The following is a 17,983-nucleotide window of genomic DNA, read 5'->3' as shown; positions in this document are numbered from 1 at the left end:
TAGACGTATGCTCCTATCTCCTTACTCTTGAGAATCGAACCCTTTTTTCTGGCTCTTCGCAGAGTCTAACCCTTCTCGATTTAATTTTGTTTAGCTAATAAGGCGAGGGAGACATTGGAATGAGGTGTTTTATTTAATTGTTGGCAAATTTGCCAACCCGCTTTAGCGACGGCTTCAATATTCACCCCTGTCTCAATGCCCAATTGATGGCAGAGATAGAGCACATCTTCCGTTGCGACATTACCGCTAGCCCCTTTGGCATAAGGGCATCCTCCCAGTCCAGCAGTACTGCTGTCTATCGTCGAGATTCCCATGGTTAATGCTTGATAAATATTGGCAAGCGCCTGTCCCCATGTATTGTGAAAGTGCACTGCAACCCGTTCTTGCTCAATGTTTTTTCCAATCGCTTCTATCACTTTGGCTATGCGTAACGGAGTACCGGTGCCTATGGTGTCACCCAGCGAGACTTCATAACAGCCCATATCAATAAGATCATTGGCAACAGCAGCAACTTGTTCTGGTTTTGTCGGGCCATCATAAGGGCAGTCGCAGATACAAGAGAGATAACCTCTAACAGGTATGTCATGGCACTTTGCTAACGCCATAACAGCATCAAAACGTTTAAGACTTTCAGTAATAGAACAATTAATATTTCGTTGGCTAAAGCCTTCTGACGCTGAGCCAAAGATAGCAATTTCATTGACCTCGGCCTGTAACGCTAGCTCAAAACCTTGAATATTGGGCGTTAAAGCGGAATAGCTGATATTAGTGAGGCGATTAATTTGTTCTAAGACCTTTGACGAGTCAGCCATTTGCGGTACACGTTTGGGCGACACAAAAGCGCCGGCTTCGATGTGGCGAAGACCTGTTTGAGACAGGGCATCAATAAAGGCGATTTTATGGGATGTTTCTATTGTTGGCTCATTCTGCAGCCCATCCCGAGCACCGACTTCAAAAATAGAGACTTTATCTGGTAACTGAATATCTGAAACAGTGATTTTAGTCATCAGTCTTTGTCCTGTTGAGTATCCCATTGTTTACCGGTTTATTTATCTTTTCATTGCCTGAGGCTTAGCCATGGTCTATCCATGATGGCTTTTGCTTATTCAGGAAAGCTTTGAGTCCTTCTTGCCCTTCGGGTGAGGTTCTGACCCTGGCAATAAGTTCGGATGTGTAGCGATATAGCCTTTCAGGCAGCGGGTCACAGTCCTTACACAGTTGTTTCGTGATTGCAGTGGCGGTTGGAGCGTTTGAAAGTAACAACCCAATATAGCGTTGATGTTGCTCGTGCAGGCCAACGCTGTCTTGCGTTAGTACATGTACCATTCCCAACTGTTGGGCTGTTGCGCTATCAAATTTTTCAGCAGTTAGCATGAAGCGACGAGCTTGCCGCTGCCCGATAGCCCTAACCGCATAAGGGGCGATGGTGGCAGGAACAAGCCCGAGTTTGACTTCGCTGAAGCTAAATTCACAGCCTTTCTGTGCAATGACAATGTCGCAGCAGCAAATTAATCCGAGGGCGCCTCCAAAGGCGCTACCTTGTACAATTGCAATGGTGGGATGGGGAAAGGTGTCGAGATCACGCAATAAGCCAGCGAGTTGCTCGGCGTCAGCAATGTTTTCGTCCATCGACTTGTTGACCATTGCTTGCATCCAAGCCAAGTCGGCACCGGCACTAAAAAACTCACCATTGGCCTTCAGAACCAACCCCCTAATGCCCGGTGTGTTGGTGAGTTGGGCTAGGTGTTCACGTAATAAACTTATACACTCGGCGTTGAAGGCGTTACGTTTTTGCGGGCGGTTTAATGTGAGTGTTGCGATTCCGCGTTTATCTAGCTCAAAGACAACGTCATCATTGTGTTGTGCTTTTTGTGATGTATTTTGCTGTGCTTTCTCGGTCATTTTCTTACTCGCATTCACATTCTGAAAATACCAAAGGTGCTGTCTTCGATTGGCGCTCGTAGCGAGGCCATCAGTGCTTGGCCGACGATCTCGCGTGTCTGGCGGGGGTCGATAATCCCGTCATCCCATAATCGCGCACTGGCATAGTACGGCGACCCTTGTTGCTCATATAAATCACGGATGGGTTGTTTAAATGCATGCTCTTCTTCGTCGCTCCAGTTTTCACCCAATCGTGCTTTATTGTCTTTTGTTACTTGGGCGAGTACGCCAGCTGCCTGTTCGCCACCCATAACGGAAATGCGGGCATTAGGCCACATCCAAATCATGGTGGGATCATAAGCTCGGCCACACATGCCATAATTGCCTGCACCATACGAGCCGCCAACGATGACCGTAAATTTAGGTACATCGGCGCAGGCCACTGCCATCACCATTTTGGCACCATGTTTCGCGATGCCTTCAGACTCCATCTTTTTTCCCACCATAAAGCCGGTGATGTTTTGTAAGAATAAGAGCGGGATTTTTCGTTTTGCGCAAAGCTCGATGAAGTGGGCGCCTTTTTGGGCTGATTCAGGAAAGAGAATCCCATTGTTCGCTACAATGCCAATCTGTTGTCCATAGAGCTTGGCAAAGCCGCAAACCAAGGTTGAACCGTATAGGGCTTTGAACTCATCAAACTCAGAGTTATCGACAATGCGTGCGATGACTTCTTTGATGTTGATGGGCTTGCGTAGGTCGGTACCGACAATGCCGAAAAGCTCATCAGCCGGGTAGCTTGGAGCAGGGCTTGTTTTCTTTATACCTGCAATAGGCGCTAGCCCGCAGTTACTCACTGCTTGCTTGGTTAGCTCTAAAGCATGGGCTTCATCGTGGGCATAATAGTCGGCAACACCTGACGTTTTGCAATGCACATAGGCGCCGCCCAGTTCTTCGGCTGTCACAATTTCACCCGTGGCGGCTTTTACCAAGGGGGGGCCGGCCAAGAAGATAGTGCCTTGCTCTTTTACGATGATTGAAACATCGGCCATTGCGGGTACATAAGCACCACCTGCCGTACAGGAACCGAGCACCACGGCAATTTGGGGAATGCCTTTGGCCGACATACGGGCCTGATTGAAAAAGATCCGGCCGAAGTGATCCCGATCAGGAAAGACTTCCGCTTGGTGCGGAAGGTTGGCGCCCCCAGAGTCAACCAAATACAGGCAAGGTAGGTGGCAACGTTCTGCAATTTCTTGTGCGCGCAAATGCTTTTTCACCGTGAGCGGGTAATAGGTGCCACCTTTAACGGCAGGATCATTGGCGATGATCATGCAGTCGATGCCTTCTACACGGCCAATTCCCGCCACTACACCAGCACATGGGATGTCGTCGTCATAAACATGCCAAGCTGCAAACTGACCAATCTCCAAAAAGGTGGACTCGGCATCAAGCAGGCTATCTATCCGTGTTCTAACAGGTAGCTTGCCTTTCTTTTTTTGTTTGTTGATGGCATCAGTACCACCGCCTTGAACGAGCTTGGCGACATGGGTCTGGAACTCATCCACCAGCGCTGCCATATCGCGATAGTTATCTTGGTAATACTTGTCATCACGGTTTATTGCAGATTTGATGATTGCCATTCGCTATCCTTCCTTGATGTAAATACACCTAACAATGTTTATTTTGATTCATCAAAGAGTTCTCGGCCGATGAGCATCCGGCGGATCTCTGAGGTTCCAGCGCCAATTTCATACAGTTTGGCATCCCGTAGTAAGCGGCCTGCCGGAAACTCGTTGATATAGCCGTTGCCGCCAAGTAACTGAATGGCATCGAGAGAAAGTTGGGTGGCAAGTTCGGCAGCGTAAAGAATGGCGCCTGCGGCGTCTTTACGGGTGGCTTCACCCCGGTCACAAGCGCTAGCGACGGCATAGACATAGGCTCTGGCGGCATTGGTGCGGGTATACATGTCTGCCACTTTACCTTGGACGAGTTGGAACTCGCCGATGGATCGGCCAAATTGCTTGCGGTCATGAATATAAGGCACCACCAAATCGAGGCAGGCGCGCATAATACCCAATGGGCCAGCGGCAAGTACGATGCGCTCGTAATCTAAACCACTCATAAGCACATTGACGCCGCGGTTAAGCTCACCGAGTAGGCTATCATGCGGTACTTGGCAGTTTTCAAACACTAACTCGCACGTGTTTGAGCCACGCATTCCCAGTTTGTCGAGTTTCTGGGCATGGCTAAAGCCGGGGAAATCACGCTCGATAATAAAGGCGGATATGCCATGTGAGCCTTGATCGGGCGCGGTCTTGGCGTAAACCACAATGGTATGGGCATCAGGGCCGTTGGTGATCCACATCTTGCTGCCGTTGAGGATAAAGTGATCGCCATTATCTTCGGCGCGTAACTGCATATTGACAACGTCGGAGCCGGCATTAGGCTCACTCATGGCTAGCGCACCGATGTGCTCGCCGGAAACGAGTTTCGGTAAATATTTGGTTTTTTGCTCGGCAGTGCCATGGCGGTAAATTTGATTAACACAAAGGTTGGAGTGGGCACCGTAACTTAAGCCTACGGAGGCTGAGGCGCGACTGATCTCCTCCATGGCGACAACATGGGCAAGATACCCCATATCGGCACCACCATACTCTTCACTGATAGTGACACCGAGTAACCCCATTTCGCCCAATTGTGGCCAAAGTTGGTTGGGGAATTGGTTATCTTGATCGATTTGCGTAGCAAGTGGGGCAATGGTGTTATCAGCAAAGTGATTAACTTGTTCTCGAAGCATGTCGATGGTTTCGCCAAGCCCGAAATTGAATGAGGTGAACATATCTTTCATGGCTGCTCCCATACCTGTTGCCCGATCGGACAACTAAGTTTGAATTCGCTTACTGGCCGTTATTATTAAGGGCTTGCTGGCATCGATCTTTAGCAAGCCTTAACTCGTTCATGACCACATTGATGTCTTCAAGTTGACGCTGCAATACCGCTTGTTTGCTGTCGATAATCGCCAGCATTTTTGTTAGCTGTATGGTGCTTTGGTGGGTATCGTATAGCTCGAATAATTCACGAATTTCTGCCAACGAAAAACCCAGCCGCTTACCTCTTAAAATCAACTTGAGCCTGATTTTATCCCGCCGTTGATAAACACGGGTGTTACCTTTGCGCTCTGGCTGGAGTAATCCGACATCTTCATAAAATCGAATACTGCGGGTGGTGATATCAAATTCTTTTGCCAGTTCGCTGATTTTGAATGTCTCCACGTTTCACCGCCTTGTACGTCAAACGACTGTGGTAGACCAACAACTTACCCGGTGAATGACACGAGATAATGTGCTCGCTGCTGTCTCAAACTACTTCAATATCACTGGATAATTAGGTTGACACTTGTGTGTATTTTGTTTCTTAACGTTTACGTAAATGTTAGTGCTATGCTTACGTAAACGTCAAGAAATCGAGCGAGAGTGGTTGGTTGATGTGCTCGCTATAAGATGAGGGCAAATGAATGAGTAAAGAAGTGTGGGTAGTTGCTGCAAGCAGAACACCAATAGGACGATTCCAAGGGCACTTTTCATCATTAACTGCACCGGAATTAGGCAGTATTGCCATTGCGGGTACGTTGAAGCGAACAGATACCACTGCCGATATTGTTGATGAAGTTTATATGGGGAATGTGTTGTCAGCCGGCTGTGGTCAAGCACCGGCAAGGCAAGCTGCACTTGGGGCTGGGCTACCCGTGAATATCGGCTGTACCACCTTAAATAAGGTGTGTGGGTCGGGCATGAAAGCGGTGATGCTGGCCTATGACTCAATCTTGCTTAATCGAAATCATGTGGTCATTGCTGGGGGAATGGAAAGCATGACCAATGCGCCGTATTTGCAAAAACAGGCAAGGGCAGGACAGCGATTAGGTCATAACACCAGTTATGATCATATGTTTATTGACGGCCTTGAAGATGCCTATGAAGGCAAGTTAATGGGCGTATATGCCCAGGCGATAGCAGATAGAGAGAAGGTGACCCGCCATAGCATGGATAAATGGGCGATCATGTCGGCAGAGCGTGCATTGGCTGCGCAGGAATTGGGTTGGTTCAAAGAGGAGATCACCCCGGTTAACTTGCCTTCCAAAGGCCGTGGCTCGGGTGGCAATCAATCCATTTGCATCAACAGTGATGAGCTTCCCCCTGAAATCAATCTCAGCAAAATTTCTCATCTAAAGCCTGCTTTTTCCGCCAATGGTTCGGTCACTGCTGCTAATTCCAGTGCTATTTCAGATGGCGCGGCAGCTTTAATGTTGATGGATGCTGACTCTGCTCGAAAAGAAGGGTTATCTCCGCTTGCCATTATCAAGGGCCATACGACCCACGCAAGACGTCCCGATGAATTCACTATTGCGCCTGCGTTTGCGATTCAAACCCTGCTTGATGAGCTTGGCTGGTCAACGGGGGATGTCGATAGTTGGGAAATTAATGAGGCATTTGCCGTGGTCACTCAACTGGCCATTAAGCAGCTTGGTCTCATGCCTGAAAGGGTGAACACCGATGGTGGTGCATGCGCGCTCGGCCATCCTATTGGTGCGACAGGTGCGAGGATCCTGGTGACCTTGATCCATCGGTTGAACCGTTTACAGAAGCATACCGCTAAGCCCGTCAAGGGGATTGCCGCCTTGTGCATCGGCGGTGGAGAGGCCACAGCCATGGCAATTGAAGTGCCTGTTTCTGAAAAAGCATCATTTTCTGAACTTGATGGGGGCGATGATGATTAACCAGAACGTGCCAGATCAAATACCGTTATATATTGACGGCGAGTTTAAGCAATCTAATACAAATGATTGGATTGAAGTAACGAACCCAGCCACAAATGCTGTGATTGCCAAGGCCCCCGTGACCTTGGACTCAGAAATGGCAGAAGCAATAGCCAGTGCCAAGTTGATGTTTCAGTGCTGGAAAGAGGTGCCGACCCCAGAGCGAGCTAGGTTGATGCTCAAGTACCAGCATTTATTGAAAGAGCATCATGATGAATTGGCAACATTGTTATCGAGTGAGACCGGTAAGAATTTGGCAGATGCCAAAGGTGATGTATGGCGAGGAATCGAAGTTGTTGAGCAAGCGGCGAATATTTCAAGCTTAATGATGGGGGAGACCGTTGAGAATGTGGCTTCGGATATTGATAGCTACTCGCTGATCCAACCTTTGGGGGTTTGCTGTGGTATTACCCCGTTTAATTTTCCTGCCATGATCCCACTGTGGATGTTCCCAATGGCGATTGCGGCAGGCAATACCTTTATTTTGAAGCCTTCAGAACAAGTGCCACTCACTGCAATGCGACTGGCTGAGTTGTTTGAACAAGCAGGGGCACCGAAAGGCGTGCTGCAAATTGTTCATGGTGGCAAAGAGCAGGTTGATTATCTGCTGTCACATCCTGACATTCGCACCATCTCATTTGTTGGCTCCGTCCCTGTCGCTCAGTATATCTACCAAACGGGTACCCACCACTTTAAGCGAGTTCAAGCCTTTGCCGGCGCGAAGAACCACATGGTTGTTATGCCGGATGCCAATAAAGCGCAGGTGATCAACAATCTGGTTGGTTCGTCTGTGGGAGCAGCTGGTCAACGTTGTATGGCAATTTCGGTTGCCGTGTTAGTTGGGGATGCAAAAGCCATTATCCCTGAATTAAAAGTGGCAATGGCGAAAGTAAAACCGGGTAGTCCCGATAATGCAGAAGCCGCTTACGGCCCGCTTATTAGTCCTCAAGCCAAGCAACGAGTATTAAGGTTAATCGAAGAAGGCAAGCAGCAAGGAGCGACTTGTGAGCTGGATGGTAGCCAGTGTGAGGTTGATGGTTTCCCTGGTGGTAACTGGTTGGCACCAACACTCTTTAGTGGGGTGACGACAGAAATGTCGATTTACCAGCAGGAAATTTTTGGCCCGGTTTTAGTCTGTCTAGAGGTGGAGACTCTGGATGATGCCATCGCCTTGGTAAACAACAATCCATATGGTAATGGTACCTCTATCTTCACTGCTTGTGGTGCTGCCGCCCGTAAGTATCAACACCAAATCCAAGTTGGGCAAGTAGGTATCAATGTGCCTATACCTGTTCCACTTCCTTTCTTCTCGTTTACCGGCTGGCGAGGTAGCTTTTATGGGGATCTGCATGCTTACGGCAAACAAGCGGTGCGTTTTTATACTGAGACCAAAACAGTAACAGCGCGCTGGTTTGATGAAGATATTCCTGATGGTCCCAATATGACCATTCATCTTCGCTGATACTTCAGCAATACCACGATTGGAAGCTGGCACTCAATTGATGCGGAGGATTCAAGATGGACTTTGCGCTAAATGAAGATCAACGCGCTTTTGCAGAAGCAGCAATGCAGTTTGCACAAGAGCAACTTGCGCCCAATGCGGCGCATTGGGATGAGAATCAGGTTTTTCCCAAAGATGTGCTACGCCAAGCAGGAGAAATGGGCTTTCTTAGTTTGTATGTCCCCGAGGAAGCGGGTGGCTTGGGGCTTGCGCGGTTAGATTCTTCGATTGTCTTCGAGCAGCTCGCCATGGGGTGTACTTCAACCACGGCCTTTATGACTATCCACAACATGGTGAGTTGGATGATAGCGAGCTTTGCGACAGAAACGGTTCGAAATAAGTATTGTCCGAAGCTGGTAACGGGCGAGTTGCTTGCGTCCTATTGTTTAACGGAAGCGAATGCCGGCTCTGATGCCGCGTCGTTAACGACGACGGCTGTAATACAGGGCGATCATTATATTCTGAACGGCGCGAAAGCATTTATTTCGGGCGCCGGTGATACTGATGTACTGGTTGTGATGGCCCGAACTGCCAGCAATGATGTCAAAGGGAGCGATACGAAGGAAAACAAGTCGCAGGAAAATAATGCAAAGGCGATTAGTGCCTTTGTCGTACCCGCTGATGCCGACGGTATCAGCTATGGCCGTAAAGAGCCCAAAATGGGCTGGAACAGCCAACCAACGCGAGCGGTGACATTCAGTAACGTATCCATACCTGCTGAGAACTTGCTCGGGCAAGAAGGCGAAGGTTTTAAGTTTGCCATGAAAGGTTTAGATGGCGGGCGGATTAACATTGCCAGTTGTTCTTTAGGTACGGCCCAGCAAGCCTTAAACAATGCCAAGCAATATGTTTCCGAACGAAAGCAGTTTGGTAAGCCGTTGTCGGCATTTCAAACGGTACAGTTTTCACTGGCTGACATGACAACGGAGTTGGTCGCGGCCAGGCAACTGGTGCGTTATGCCGCTTTCAAACTGGATCAGGGAGATCCCGAGGCAACCGCTTATTGCGCAATGGCAAAGCGTTTTGCAACCGATGTTGGCTTCAAGGTTTGTGACAAAGCCTTACAGCTTTATGGGGGGTATGGCTACATTAAGGAATACCCGTTGGAACGTTACTTTAGGGACGTGAGGGTGCATCAAATCCTTGAAGGCACGAACGAAATTATGCGGTTGATTATATCTCGACGTGTGTTGGCCGAAGGTGCCGAGTTACTTTAAGTGAGGTGAATGGCGATGTCGATAGAAAGTACTGCAATCAAAGTCACGATTAAGAACCACGTGGCTGTTCTTACCATGAATAACCCGCCAGCCAATACTTGGACTGCATCGAGCTTGAACCTACTGAAAGAAACGGTGCTTTCACTTAATGCTAATAAAGATGTTTATGCCTTGGTGATTACCGGTGAGGGGGAAAAGTTCTTCTCTGCAGGCGCGGATCTCAACCTCTTTGCCAGTGGTGACAAAGGCGTAGCAATCGAAATGGCACAAGCCTTTGGTGCTGCGTTTGAAACCCTGTCAGCATTTCGCGGCGTATCGATAGCCGCAATTAACGGTTTTGCAATGGGCGGTGGCCTAGAAGTGGCTTTGGCCTGCGATATCCGTGTAGCGGAAGCCCATGCCGTTCTTGCCTTACCAGAGGCTAAAGTGGGTTTATTACCCTGTGCGGGCGGCACACAAAATCTGACTTGGCTGGTGGGTGAAGGCTGGGCAAAGCGCATCATTTTATGCGGCGAGAGAGTGACGGCGTCACAGGCGCTAGAGATTGGTTTGGTAGAAGAGGTGGTGGGATCAGGCCAAAGCTTTGGCACCGCCACCTTGATGGCTGAATCGGTGGCTAATCAATCTCCATCTTCAGTTGCTGCGTGCAAACAGCTTATCCAGCATTGCCGTTCAGGGCCATTAACCCATGGTTTGATGCAAGAACGAGAGCTATTTGTTCAATTGTTTGATACCAAAGATCAAACCGAAGGTGTGAGCGCCTTCTTAGAGAAACGTCAGCCAAACTGGAAAAATGAGTAGTGACCAAAAACGAGAATACAGCCACTACAGTGGGTGCGATGAGTTAAGGGGATGTAATGGAAGCAAACGTCAATATCAGTGAACTGGCTAGCCAACAAGACTATAAGGTTGGGGTGGCTGAGTTAAATAACCCAGCTTCGCTGAATGCGCTTACCTTAGATATGCTCAGTCAATTAAATGAAGCGTTAATGCACTGGCAACATGACGACAGCATTGCTTGTGTAGTTATACACGGCCAAGGAGGGAAGGCTTTTTGTGCCGGGGGTGATGTTCGCACTATGTACCACGTTATGGATGAAGCTAAGCGGGCCGCGTCAGCGTCTACTCAAGCTTCACCTGAACATGCCGCTAGTCAATCCATCGCCTTTTTAACTGACTATTTTACCCTTGAATATCAAACTGATTACCTCATTCATACTTACCCTAAACCCATCATTGTGTGGGGGGAAGGTATTGTCATGGGTGGGGGAATTGGCTTGTATGTTGGCGCAAGTCACAGGGTAACAACGCCGAGCTCACGATTAGCCATGCCAGAAATCAGTATTGGGCTTTACCCTGATGTTGGCGGTACTTGGTTTCTCAATCATTTACCACAGGGGGTGGGTTTGTTCCTTGGCCTGACCGGTGCGCCTGTCAACGCGACCGACGCTTTGGCGTTATCTCTCACCGAGCATATTTTGCTGCCTGAGCATAAGTCGCTGCTACTTAATAAGTTACAGCAAGTAGATTGGGGTGAGTTAGAACCACAACAGATTGTTACGAATGTCTTGGATTCTCTGGGTCAGTCAGCCATGGACTGCCACCCAGAAAGCCAGTTATTGCCGCACCTAACGAGTATTCAGTCTGCATGCCAATATGGTTCGTTAAGTGAGGTTGCCAAGCAAATCAGCACCATGAATGGCGATGATAAATGGTTAACCCAAGCAAAGAACACATTAAAGGAAGGGAGCCCTATTTCAGCCGCGATTTGCTACCGCCAGCTAAACGATTTTCACTATGAGTCGTTAGCTGATTGCTTCCGGCTTGAGTTGACCCTGTCGGTACGAAGTGGGGAGTTGGGAGAATTCCATGAGGGGGTTCGGGCGAGGCTAATCGACAAAACAGGACAGCCAAACTGGTTGTTCACATCCATAGAGACAATAGATGAGTCAGTGATAGATCAGATGTTCACACCGCTATGGGATGACTATGAGCATCCTTTACGAGAGCTAGGTGAATAGCTTACTTGTGCTTTGAGTAGGGAAATGAGGAGAAACACCGATGAAGATTGCGTTTATAGGCTTGGGTAATATGGGGAACCCGATGGCAACCAACTTGCTAAAAGCAGGCTGCCAGGTCACTGTGTTCGACTTAAATCAAGATGCGGCAAAGGCATTAGAGCCCTTGGGAGCACAGGTCGCAAGCTCACTCGAAGATGCTGTTAAAGGGGCAGATACCGTACTGACTATGTTGCCTGCCGGTGAGCATGTTCGTGCCGTATATTTAGGCGATCATCATGGTGGTATTGGGTTACTTCGTATGGTGGATAAAGGTACTTTCCTCATTGATTCATCCACTATTGACCCTGATTCTGCACGGTTGGTGGCAGCCGAAGCGCAAAAACAGGCATTGGAGTTTGTCGATGCGCCGGTCTCCGGCGGAGTGGCGGGGGCTAAGGCCGGGACGTTAACGTTTATAGTTGGTGGTACTGATAGCGGTTTTCATCAGGCAGAGAAGGTGCTTAAGCACGTCGGTAAGAATATCTTCCATGCGGGACAAGCCGGTGATGGCCAAATGGCGAAAATCTGTAATAACCTGATGTTAGGTATCTTGATGTCGGGCACTTGTGAAGCCTTGAGCCTTGGGATCGATAATGGTTTGGACCCGAAAGTGCTATCGGACATTATGCTGCAAAGCTCGGGGCGTAATTGGGCATTAGAGTTATATAACCCGTGCCCAGATATTATGGAGAATGCGCCAGCCTCTAATAACTATCAACCCGGATTCATGGCAAAACTCATGCTGAAAGATCTGGGCTTGGGGATTGAAGCGGCAACGCAAAGCCAGTCGCCAATTCCAATGGGAACATTGGCAAGAAACTTATATGCCTTTCATAACGCAGATGGTAATGAGCTACGGGACTTTTCCAGCTTATTCGAGTTTTATCGCAAGCCAAACAAGTAGTACCAAAAAGAAACAGGCAGTAGCTAATAGAGACAGGAATGCCTAAAAGAGACAAACAGTTTTCTAGCCACACCTAGGCTTAGGGGGAAATCATGGACTTGAAACAATGCACCATTGCTATTACGGGCGCGGGACAAGGTTTAGGGCAAATGATGGCGATCACACTTGCGCAGGCCGGCGCTGATCTCGCACTGATTGATTTAAATGAGGAAGGGCTCAACCAGACCCAAAACCAATGCCAAATGCTCAGTGCCAAGGCTTATACCTATGTGGCCGATGTAACCAATGAGTCGCAGGTTGAATCTGTGTTCGAACGTATTATCGATGACTTCGGCCAGCTTAATGGCTTAATTAATAATGCGGGCATATTGAGGGATGGCTTGCTGGTTAAACAAAAAGATGGCGAGTTTTCAAAGATGTCCCTCGAGCAGTTTAATGCGGTGATGACAGTAAACTCGACCGGAACCTTTTTATGTGGTCGTGAAGCCGCTTCTGCCATGGTGCGAAATGGCAACCAAGGCGTAATTATTAATATTTCGAGTGTTGCACGGGCAGGGAATATAGGCCAAACCAATTATGCTGCTTCTAAAGCGGCGGTTGCCACGATGGCGGTGTGTTGGGCGAAGGAGTTGGCTCGATATGGTATTCGAGCCGCTGCTATTGCTCCGGGTGTGGTAGAAACGGCCATGGCGGACCAAATGAAGCCGGAAGCCATCGAGAGATTGCAGAAAATGATACCGGTAGGTCGGATGGGAGAAGCCCAAGAGATAGCCCATGCGGTGAAGTACATTTTTGAAAATGATTACTTTACCGGGCGGGTATTAGAAATCGATGGCGGGATGCGGATGTAACGCGAATACAAAATAGGCCGGCAAGAAGGCTGGTTTGACAGCCTAGTTGCCGTAAAACATCACAAACAGGGCCATGCCACCGCCAATAACAAACATGAGCATTGCCATGATAGCTGCAACTTTATTTAGAACTGAATAGAGCTTATCCATGAATTTATCCTGCTATTGAACGTCGTCTCATCGAGAATGGTGGCAAAGATGCCATATTCTCGATGAAATTGCGACTGTGTTTTGGCTAGGTGATGAGCGTGAAATAGTTGCAAAGTATGTCCGCACTCATTTAATTAGCCCCATTGCTTGTATTTTTAAATAAGCAGCGAGTGTTTTTGCATCTTTAATTTCATTTCGGGCGACTTTCTCTAGAAATTCAGCGCTAGAAAGGGTCACGACTTCGATGATCTCATCGTCATCTAACTCGCCTTGGCACGTGGTGAGTGATTTTGCTAAAAAGAGATATTGCACTTCATCGCAAAAGCCAGGAACAGGGAATAGCTCACCCAGCTCAGTCCAACTTTCTGCCCTTAGCTGAACCTCTTCAGCCAGTTCACGTTTGGCACAAGCAAGAATGTTTTCACTGTCTTCTAATGTGCCAGCAGGAAACTCAAGGATCCAATCTTTGATTGCGGGTCGATACTGGTTGACCATGACCAAATCGCCTTGCTCGGTGACTGGCACAATGATCACAGCACCAGGATGAAGCACGGTAGTGAATTCAATGTTACGACCATCAGGAAGTGTTTGGCTGCTTTGCTCGACGGAAAAGCATTTCCATTGGCATAGGGTTTTTGTCGTCATGGCTTTTACTTATAAGATTGCACGTTGTTTGACTGACTCTACTATCAATTTTAGCCAGATAAAAGCTGAGCCCACGAGCAGTGTTACCATCGTCATTTGAGCAGCATAATGGTGAATAAATGAAAATGGGGCGCCCATAATGTAGGTAAAGCCAATAGTAATCGGCAGTTGCAGGATGAGAACAGTAGGCCAATCAAACTGTTTTAATGCGCCTAATTTAAATGCAGTGAAAATAACACCACCAAATACAACTGTGCTGATGACCAAGTCGTGTAGGGCCAATAGCCAATATAATGCGCTTTCGGGTGGAATACTCTCTGTTCCCATTAGGTACAAAAAGAAGTCCATTCTCAGTACGGCGAGTACGCCATAGAGACTTATAATACAGGTTAACCCAACAATTAATGGGGATAGATACCGCATGAATCCTCAATTTTTATTATTAATTAATGGGTTATAATTCTAGCACGTAACTACCGTTATTTAACTCTGAGTCATATAAAGTAACAAAATAACGCTTTATGAAAAGTGGAGTTACCGTGTCACTTAAATTGCTTTACCCAATGACAATTTGCCCTTGTCCCCAGTTTTTTGCACGCTGTAGCGCGCTGTCTGCTTTTATATAGTCCAGGCTGAAGTTTTGAAATTCGACTTGGGTAATACCAATACTGATAGAAAGCGTTATACGATGACCGGAGTCTAGCTCGAGTTGCCAATTTGAAATAGTCTCATTGAGCTTCGATGCAAAAGCTTCAGCTTGCTTAATATCGGTATTTGGCAGTAATATGCAAAACTCCTCTGCACCGATACGGGCAATATGATCGGCTTGTTGGGTTTGTTCACGTAAACATTTTGATAGCATCATTAAAGCTTGATCACCCACTTCTAGTCCATATCGGTCATTGATGGCTTTGAGATCATCAATATCAATCAATAGCAGGGTTAAATCTTTTAAGTATCGGTTGCTGCGATAGGCTTCGTGCTGGTAAACCGCTTCTAACCCTTGTCGGTTATGTAAGGCGGTTAGGAAATCTGTGGTGGCTGTCTTTTGCACTCGTTCAATGGCCTCATTTCGGTGTTGTGCGAGTAGATAAGCCATTACTAAGACCATGGCATACGCGCTAATATTTCTCAGTGTTTCGGTGATTTGTAGCTCTTTAGACATGACTTCACCGCTGCTCATCACGATGTAAAACAAGCCGAATAAAAAGCTGTACCACCAAGCATGTTGATGCTTCAGAGCAAAGAAACACAGAAGGGGGATCGTAAGTGCAATGGTATTGGAAATCAGCTGTGCGGTATCGTTGATTAAATCATAAGCGCAAACTGCTGTGGTGTATAAAATGAATATCCATATGAGAAGATACGGGTTCACATTGCTTTTGTTTGCGGCCGATAGGAAGAAAGACAGTAATGCGGCAATAACGGCTGTCGTGAAGTTGGTGGAATTGGTTGCTGATTCTGAAACGAAGTAGGTAAAAGCAATGACTAAGCTAATCAGTCCTGTCGCTGGGAACAACACCTTGAGTTGGTGGCTAAGGGTGTCACGGCTAAGCTCGAGGTAGGCGTGATTGTCTGACTTGAGTTGATTGCTTTTGATGACCTTTGGCACGATACACTACATCCTTGAATAAAACAGTCCCGTCAATGAGCAACAGCATGCATTGACGGGACTAGAATAATTCAGGATGTTGCCAGTGTCTAATTTTTCTATGCAAAAAATGTAATTTATTGATCTGTGATAATCATCTGATATTTCTTAACCAATGTATGATTTCAACAGCTTAGTGACTATTTCCGGCTGTTCATTGGTCACACCATGTCCTGTATCTGGAATAACGATAATTGCTGAGTTTAGATATTCGCTTAATGAAATACCGTTGCTGAGTGGGAATATTTGATCGCTGTCACCCCAAATAAGCAAACTTGGTGGAAGTTTGCTTGGCGAATAGGATGAAATTCGATCTCTATCTTGTGGAAGGGATTGAATAAGAAGCCTTTTTTCGTTTTTGTACGGCGAGAAATAATTGCTGTATATTTGCTCGGCGATAAAGTCTGGCATCTTCTTTGGCTCGAAAAAGACGTGGTCGAATAAACGGCGAACTTCCTGTTGGTTTTCTGGAACAAACAAATCTTCAGGTTTGTCGACTCCTGCCCGTAAGCACAAGGCCTCTAAGTCCTGATCACTAAACAGGGGGCCAGGACTTGCGATAATGACGCCTTTCTTAACACGGTTTGGCTCTAGCATCATGTTATAAGTCACAAAGCCGCCGTAGGAGATACCTGCCACGTTAACTTTATCTATCTTTAGCGCATCTAGCATTTGCCAAACTGCGTCGGTTTGTGTCGTGAGGTTCGGTGTCCCTTGGCTATATGAACCGCCAAACCAAGGTAAATCAGGGGCAATGACTCGGTACTGTTTGCTTAACGCGAGCATTTCATTTTTCCAAGTAGAGATAGCCGACCCACCAAAACCATGGATAAGAAGCAGTGGCTCGCCAGTACCGCCAACCCAGTATTTCATTGAGCCGCCTTCCTCTAGTGGCAGGTAATGGGCTTGGTAGCCAGCATCGTGAAGGTCGCTTTCATCTTGCTTGGCTTTCCAGTCAACCAACTCGCAACCGGAAAGGCTGAATATCAGCATGAAAAGGGCAATAAAACGCGCAAAATTAAGTTTCGTCATTGGCAATGGGTATCTCTAGATGTAATCTGCATTTATTATACGGTGTTTTATTGTTCTCTCAAGTAAGTTGCGCCCAGTAAAAGCCGTTGCTACAGCTTATATAAACCAATAAGTTATGAATAATCACAACTAAATCATGCTTTTGTCTGTCAATAGGTTTTAGTTTTTTCATTCAGTACTGAGATATGGTAGTTTTATCGCAGTTTGAAATAATTGATATACAATTGTTTGAGTATTAGGCGTTCGATAGGGAGAAACGCATGCGAGTTTTGGTCACAGGTGGTATGGGCTATATCGGTAGCCATACATGTGTACAAATGATTGAAGCGGGTATGACACCGGTTATTGTTGATAACTTATATAACAGTAAAAAATCGGTGCTTGGTCGTATCGAGAAGCTGACAGGCGTTTCACCTGCTTTCTATGAAGGCGATATTCGTGATCGTGCTTTTCTTGATTCTGTGCTTGCAGAAGCCAATGTTGAGGCTGTCATTCACTTTGCTGGCCTTAAAGCAGTGGGTGAGTCAGTAGAAAAGCCACTTGAGTATTACGATAACAATGTTCACGGTACGTTGGTTTTGGTTGAAGCCATGCGAGCTGCGGGTGTGAACAGCCTTATCTTCAGCTCATCTGCAACCGTTTATGGTGATCCGGCGTCTGTGCCTATTACAGAAGACTTTCCTACCAGCGCGACCAATCCATACGGTCGCAGTAAGTTAATGGTTGAAGAGTGCCTAACCGATATTCAAAAAGCGCACCCGGAGATGAGCATCACGTTACTGCGTTACTTTAACCCAGTTGGTTCACACCCGTCTGGCGAAATGGGTGAAGATCCGCAGGGCATTCCAAACAACTTGATGCCATTTATCTCTCAAGTTGCTGTAGGCCGTCGTGAATACTTGTCTGTGTTCGGTGATGACTACCCAACAGTAGACGGTACGGGCGTTCGTGATTATATCCACGTATTGGATCTTGCTGATGGTCACTTAGCAGCATTGACTCACAAAGGTCGTGAAGCTGGCTTGCATATCTATAACCTAGGTACAGGTAACGGTTTTAGTGTTCTGCAAATGGTTGAGGCATTCTCTCAATCTGCAGGGGTAGAGGTTGCCTATCAAATTGCACCGCGCCGTCCTGGTGATATTGCTGAATGTTGGGCTGATCCAGCGAAGGCAAAAGCGGAGTTGAAGTGGGAAGCAACGCGTACTATCGAAGACATGACAACCGATACTTGGCGTTGGCAGTCAGCAAACCCAACGGGTTACCCTGAATTATAAT

Annotated in this window: 18 protein-coding genes; 8 read left to right on the top strand and 10 right to left on the bottom strand. The window is 47.2% G+C overall.

Going from position 1 to position 17,983, the window contains the following annotated elements:
• Positions 1-80: 80 nt before the first annotated feature.
• The 5 genes from C9I98_RS09645 to C9I98_RS09625 all read right to left on the bottom strand — a co-directional run bounded on the left by C9I98_RS09645 (position 81) and on the right by C9I98_RS09625 (position 5,153).
• Positions 81-983 carry a hydroxymethylglutaryl-CoA lyase gene (locus C9I98_RS09645; RefSeq protein WP_173424693.1) on the bottom strand — a complete coding sequence of 301 codons (903 nt, stop codon included), beginning with the start codon at positions 981-983 and terminating at the stop codon, positions 81-83.
• An 88-nt stretch (positions 984-1,071) separates the two neighbouring features.
• The gene (locus tag C9I98_RS09640) at positions 1,072-1,902 is read right to left on the bottom strand and encodes an enoyl-CoA hydratase-related protein (protein WP_107271902.1); all 831 of its coding nucleotides are present in this window, start codon (positions 1,900-1,902) and stop codon (positions 1,072-1,074) included.
• Positions 1,903-1,916: 14 nt separating this feature from the next.
• Positions 1,917-3,521, bottom strand: a complete 1,605-nt coding sequence (locus C9I98_RS09635) for a carboxyl transferase domain-containing protein (protein ID WP_107271901.1) — start codon at positions 3,519-3,521, stop codon at positions 1,917-1,919.
• 38 nt (positions 3,522-3,559) lie between these two features.
• Positions 3,560-4,729 (bottom strand): isovaleryl-CoA dehydrogenase, encoded by a 1,170-nt coding sequence (locus tag C9I98_RS09630; protein ID WP_036820605.1) that lies wholly within the window; start codon positions 4,727-4,729, stop codon positions 3,560-3,562.
• A 49-nt stretch (positions 4,730-4,778) separates the two neighbouring features.
• Positions 4,779-5,153 (bottom strand): MerR family transcriptional regulator, encoded by a 375-nt coding sequence (locus C9I98_RS09625; protein WP_036820602.1) that lies wholly within the window; start codon positions 5,151-5,153, stop codon positions 4,779-4,781.
• A 242-nt stretch (positions 5,154-5,395) separates the two neighbouring features.
• Between C9I98_RS09625 and C9I98_RS09620 the strand changes: the two genes are divergently transcribed.
• From C9I98_RS09620 to C9I98_RS09590, 7 genes are all read left to right on the top strand, one after another.
• Positions 5,396-6,655: a thiolase family protein gene (locus tag C9I98_RS09620; RefSeq protein ID WP_051902112.1), complete on the top strand. Its 1,260-nt coding sequence runs from the start codon at positions 5,396-5,398 to the stop codon at positions 6,653-6,655.
• Entirely contained in the window at positions 6,648-8,156 is a 1,509-nt protein-coding gene (locus C9I98_RS09615; protein WP_425440726.1) for a CoA-acylating methylmalonate-semialdehyde dehydrogenase, read from the top strand. The genes C9I98_RS09620 and C9I98_RS09615 overlap by 8 nt, the downstream gene beginning before the upstream one ends.
• A gap of 56 nt (positions 8,157-8,212) precedes the next feature.
• Positions 8,213-9,412, top strand: a complete 1,200-nt coding sequence (locus C9I98_RS09610) for an acyl-CoA dehydrogenase family protein (protein WP_036822305.1) — start codon at positions 8,213-8,215, stop codon at positions 9,410-9,412.
• Between the two features lie 15 nt (positions 9,413-9,427).
• Positions 9,428-10,213, top strand: coding sequence for an enoyl-CoA hydratase (locus tag C9I98_RS09605; protein WP_036822317.1), 786 nt, complete (start codon positions 9,428-9,430; stop codon positions 10,211-10,213).
• Between the two features lie 56 nt (positions 10,214-10,269).
• Positions 10,270-11,433 carry an enoyl-CoA hydratase/isomerase family protein gene (locus tag C9I98_RS09600; RefSeq protein ID WP_036822308.1) on the top strand — a complete coding sequence of 388 codons (1,164 nt, stop codon included), beginning with the start codon at positions 10,270-10,272 and terminating at the stop codon, positions 11,431-11,433.
• Between the two features lie 40 nt (positions 11,434-11,473).
• Entirely contained in the window at positions 11,474-12,376 is a 903-nt protein-coding gene (mmsB, locus tag C9I98_RS09595; protein WP_036822311.1) for a 3-hydroxyisobutyrate dehydrogenase, read from the top strand.
• A 92-nt stretch (positions 12,377-12,468) separates the two neighbouring features.
• The gene (locus C9I98_RS09590) at positions 12,469-13,227 is read left to right on the top strand and encodes an SDR family oxidoreductase (protein ID WP_107271900.1); all 759 of its coding nucleotides are present in this window, start codon (positions 12,469-12,471) and stop codon (positions 13,225-13,227) included.
• A gap of 42 nt (positions 13,228-13,269) precedes the next feature.
• Here C9I98_RS09590 and C9I98_RS09585 read toward each other — a convergent pair whose 3' ends face one another.
• The 5 genes from C9I98_RS09585 to C9I98_RS09565 all read right to left on the bottom strand — a co-directional run bounded on the left by C9I98_RS09585 (position 13,270) and on the right by C9I98_RS09565 (position 16,705).
• Positions 13,270-13,377, bottom strand: a complete 108-nt coding sequence (locus C9I98_RS09585) for a 3-ketoacyl-ACP reductase (RefSeq protein ID WP_107271899.1) — start codon at positions 13,375-13,377, stop codon at positions 13,270-13,272.
• Between the two features lie 126 nt (positions 13,378-13,503).
• A complete protein-coding gene (locus C9I98_RS09580; RefSeq protein WP_036828580.1) occupies positions 13,504-14,022 on the bottom strand; it encodes an NUDIX hydrolase in 519 nt (172 codons plus the stop codon).
• Positions 14,023-14,031: 9 nt separating this feature from the next.
• Positions 14,032-14,358, bottom strand: a complete 327-nt coding sequence (locus C9I98_RS09575) for a hypothetical protein (RefSeq protein WP_146153872.1) — start codon at positions 14,356-14,358, stop codon at positions 14,032-14,034.
• 220 nt (positions 14,359-14,578) lie between these two features.
• The gene (locus C9I98_RS09570) at positions 14,579-15,634 is read right to left on the bottom strand and encodes a GGDEF domain-containing protein (protein WP_107271898.1); all 1,056 of its coding nucleotides are present in this window, start codon (positions 15,632-15,634) and stop codon (positions 14,579-14,581) included.
• Between the two features lie 147 nt (positions 15,635-15,781).
• Positions 15,782-16,705, bottom strand: a complete 924-nt coding sequence (locus C9I98_RS09565; RefSeq protein WP_036827941.1) for an alpha/beta fold hydrolase — start codon at positions 16,703-16,705, stop codon at positions 15,782-15,784.
• Between the two features lie 260 nt (positions 16,706-16,965).
• Between C9I98_RS09565 and galE the strand changes: the two genes are divergently transcribed.
• Positions 16,966-17,982, top strand: a complete 1,017-nt coding sequence (galE, locus tag C9I98_RS09560) for a UDP-glucose 4-epimerase GalE (RefSeq protein ID WP_036823688.1) — start codon at positions 16,966-16,968, stop codon at positions 17,980-17,982.
• Position 17,983: the final 1 nt, after the last annotated feature.

It is taken from the genome of Photobacterium sanctipauli (assembly GCF_003026495.1).
Lineage (GTDB): Bacteria > Pseudomonadota > Gammaproteobacteria > Enterobacterales > Vibrionaceae > Photobacterium > Photobacterium sanctipauli.
Note: the sequence above shows the minus strand (reverse complement) of the source record. Positions and strands in the feature narration are given on the sequence as shown.

Coding starts and splice junctions, on each gene's coding strand:
- C9I98_RS09640 (WP_107271902.1), bottom strand. CDS start 1,902: ATGACCGAGAAAGCACAGCAAAATACATCACAAAAAGCACAACACAAT.
- C9I98_RS09635 (WP_107271901.1), bottom strand. CDS start 3,521: ATGGCAATCATCAAATCTGCAATAAACCGTGATGACAAGTATTACCAA.
- C9I98_RS09630 (WP_036820605.1), bottom strand. CDS start 4,729: ATGAAAGATATGTTCACCTCATTCAATTTCGGGCTTGGCGAAACCATC.
- C9I98_RS09620 (WP_051902112.1), top strand. CDS start 5,396: ATGAGTAAAGAAGTGTGGGTAGTTGCTGCAAGCAGAACACCAATAGGA.
- C9I98_RS09615 (WP_425440726.1), top strand. CDS start 6,648: ATGATTAACCAGAACGTGCCAGATCAAATACCGTTATATATTGACGGC.
- C9I98_RS09610 (WP_036822305.1), top strand. CDS start 8,213: ATGGACTTTGCGCTAAATGAAGATCAACGCGCTTTTGCAGAAGCAGCA.
- C9I98_RS09605 (WP_036822317.1), top strand. CDS start 9,428: ATGTCGATAGAAAGTACTGCAATCAAAGTCACGATTAAGAACCACGTG.
- C9I98_RS09600 (WP_036822308.1), top strand. CDS start 10,270: ATGGAAGCAAACGTCAATATCAGTGAACTGGCTAGCCAACAAGACTAT.
- mmsB (WP_036822311.1), top strand. CDS start 11,474: ATGAAGATTGCGTTTATAGGCTTGGGTAATATGGGGAACCCGATGGCA.
- C9I98_RS09590 (WP_107271900.1), top strand. CDS start 12,469: ATGGACTTGAAACAATGCACCATTGCTATTACGGGCGCGGGACAAGGT.
- C9I98_RS09585 (WP_107271899.1), bottom strand. CDS start 13,377: ATGGATAAGCTCTATTCAGTTCTAAATAAAGTTGCAGCTATCATGGCA.
- C9I98_RS09580 (WP_036828580.1), bottom strand. CDS start 14,022: ATGACGACAAAAACCCTATGCCAATGGAAATGCTTTTCCGTCGAGCAA.
- C9I98_RS09565 (WP_036827941.1), bottom strand. CDS start 16,705: ATGACGAAACTTAATTTTGCGCGTTTTATTGCCCTTTTCATGCTGATA.
- galE (WP_036823688.1), top strand. CDS start 16,966: ATGCGAGTTTTGGTCACAGGTGGTATGGGCTATATCGGTAGCCATACA.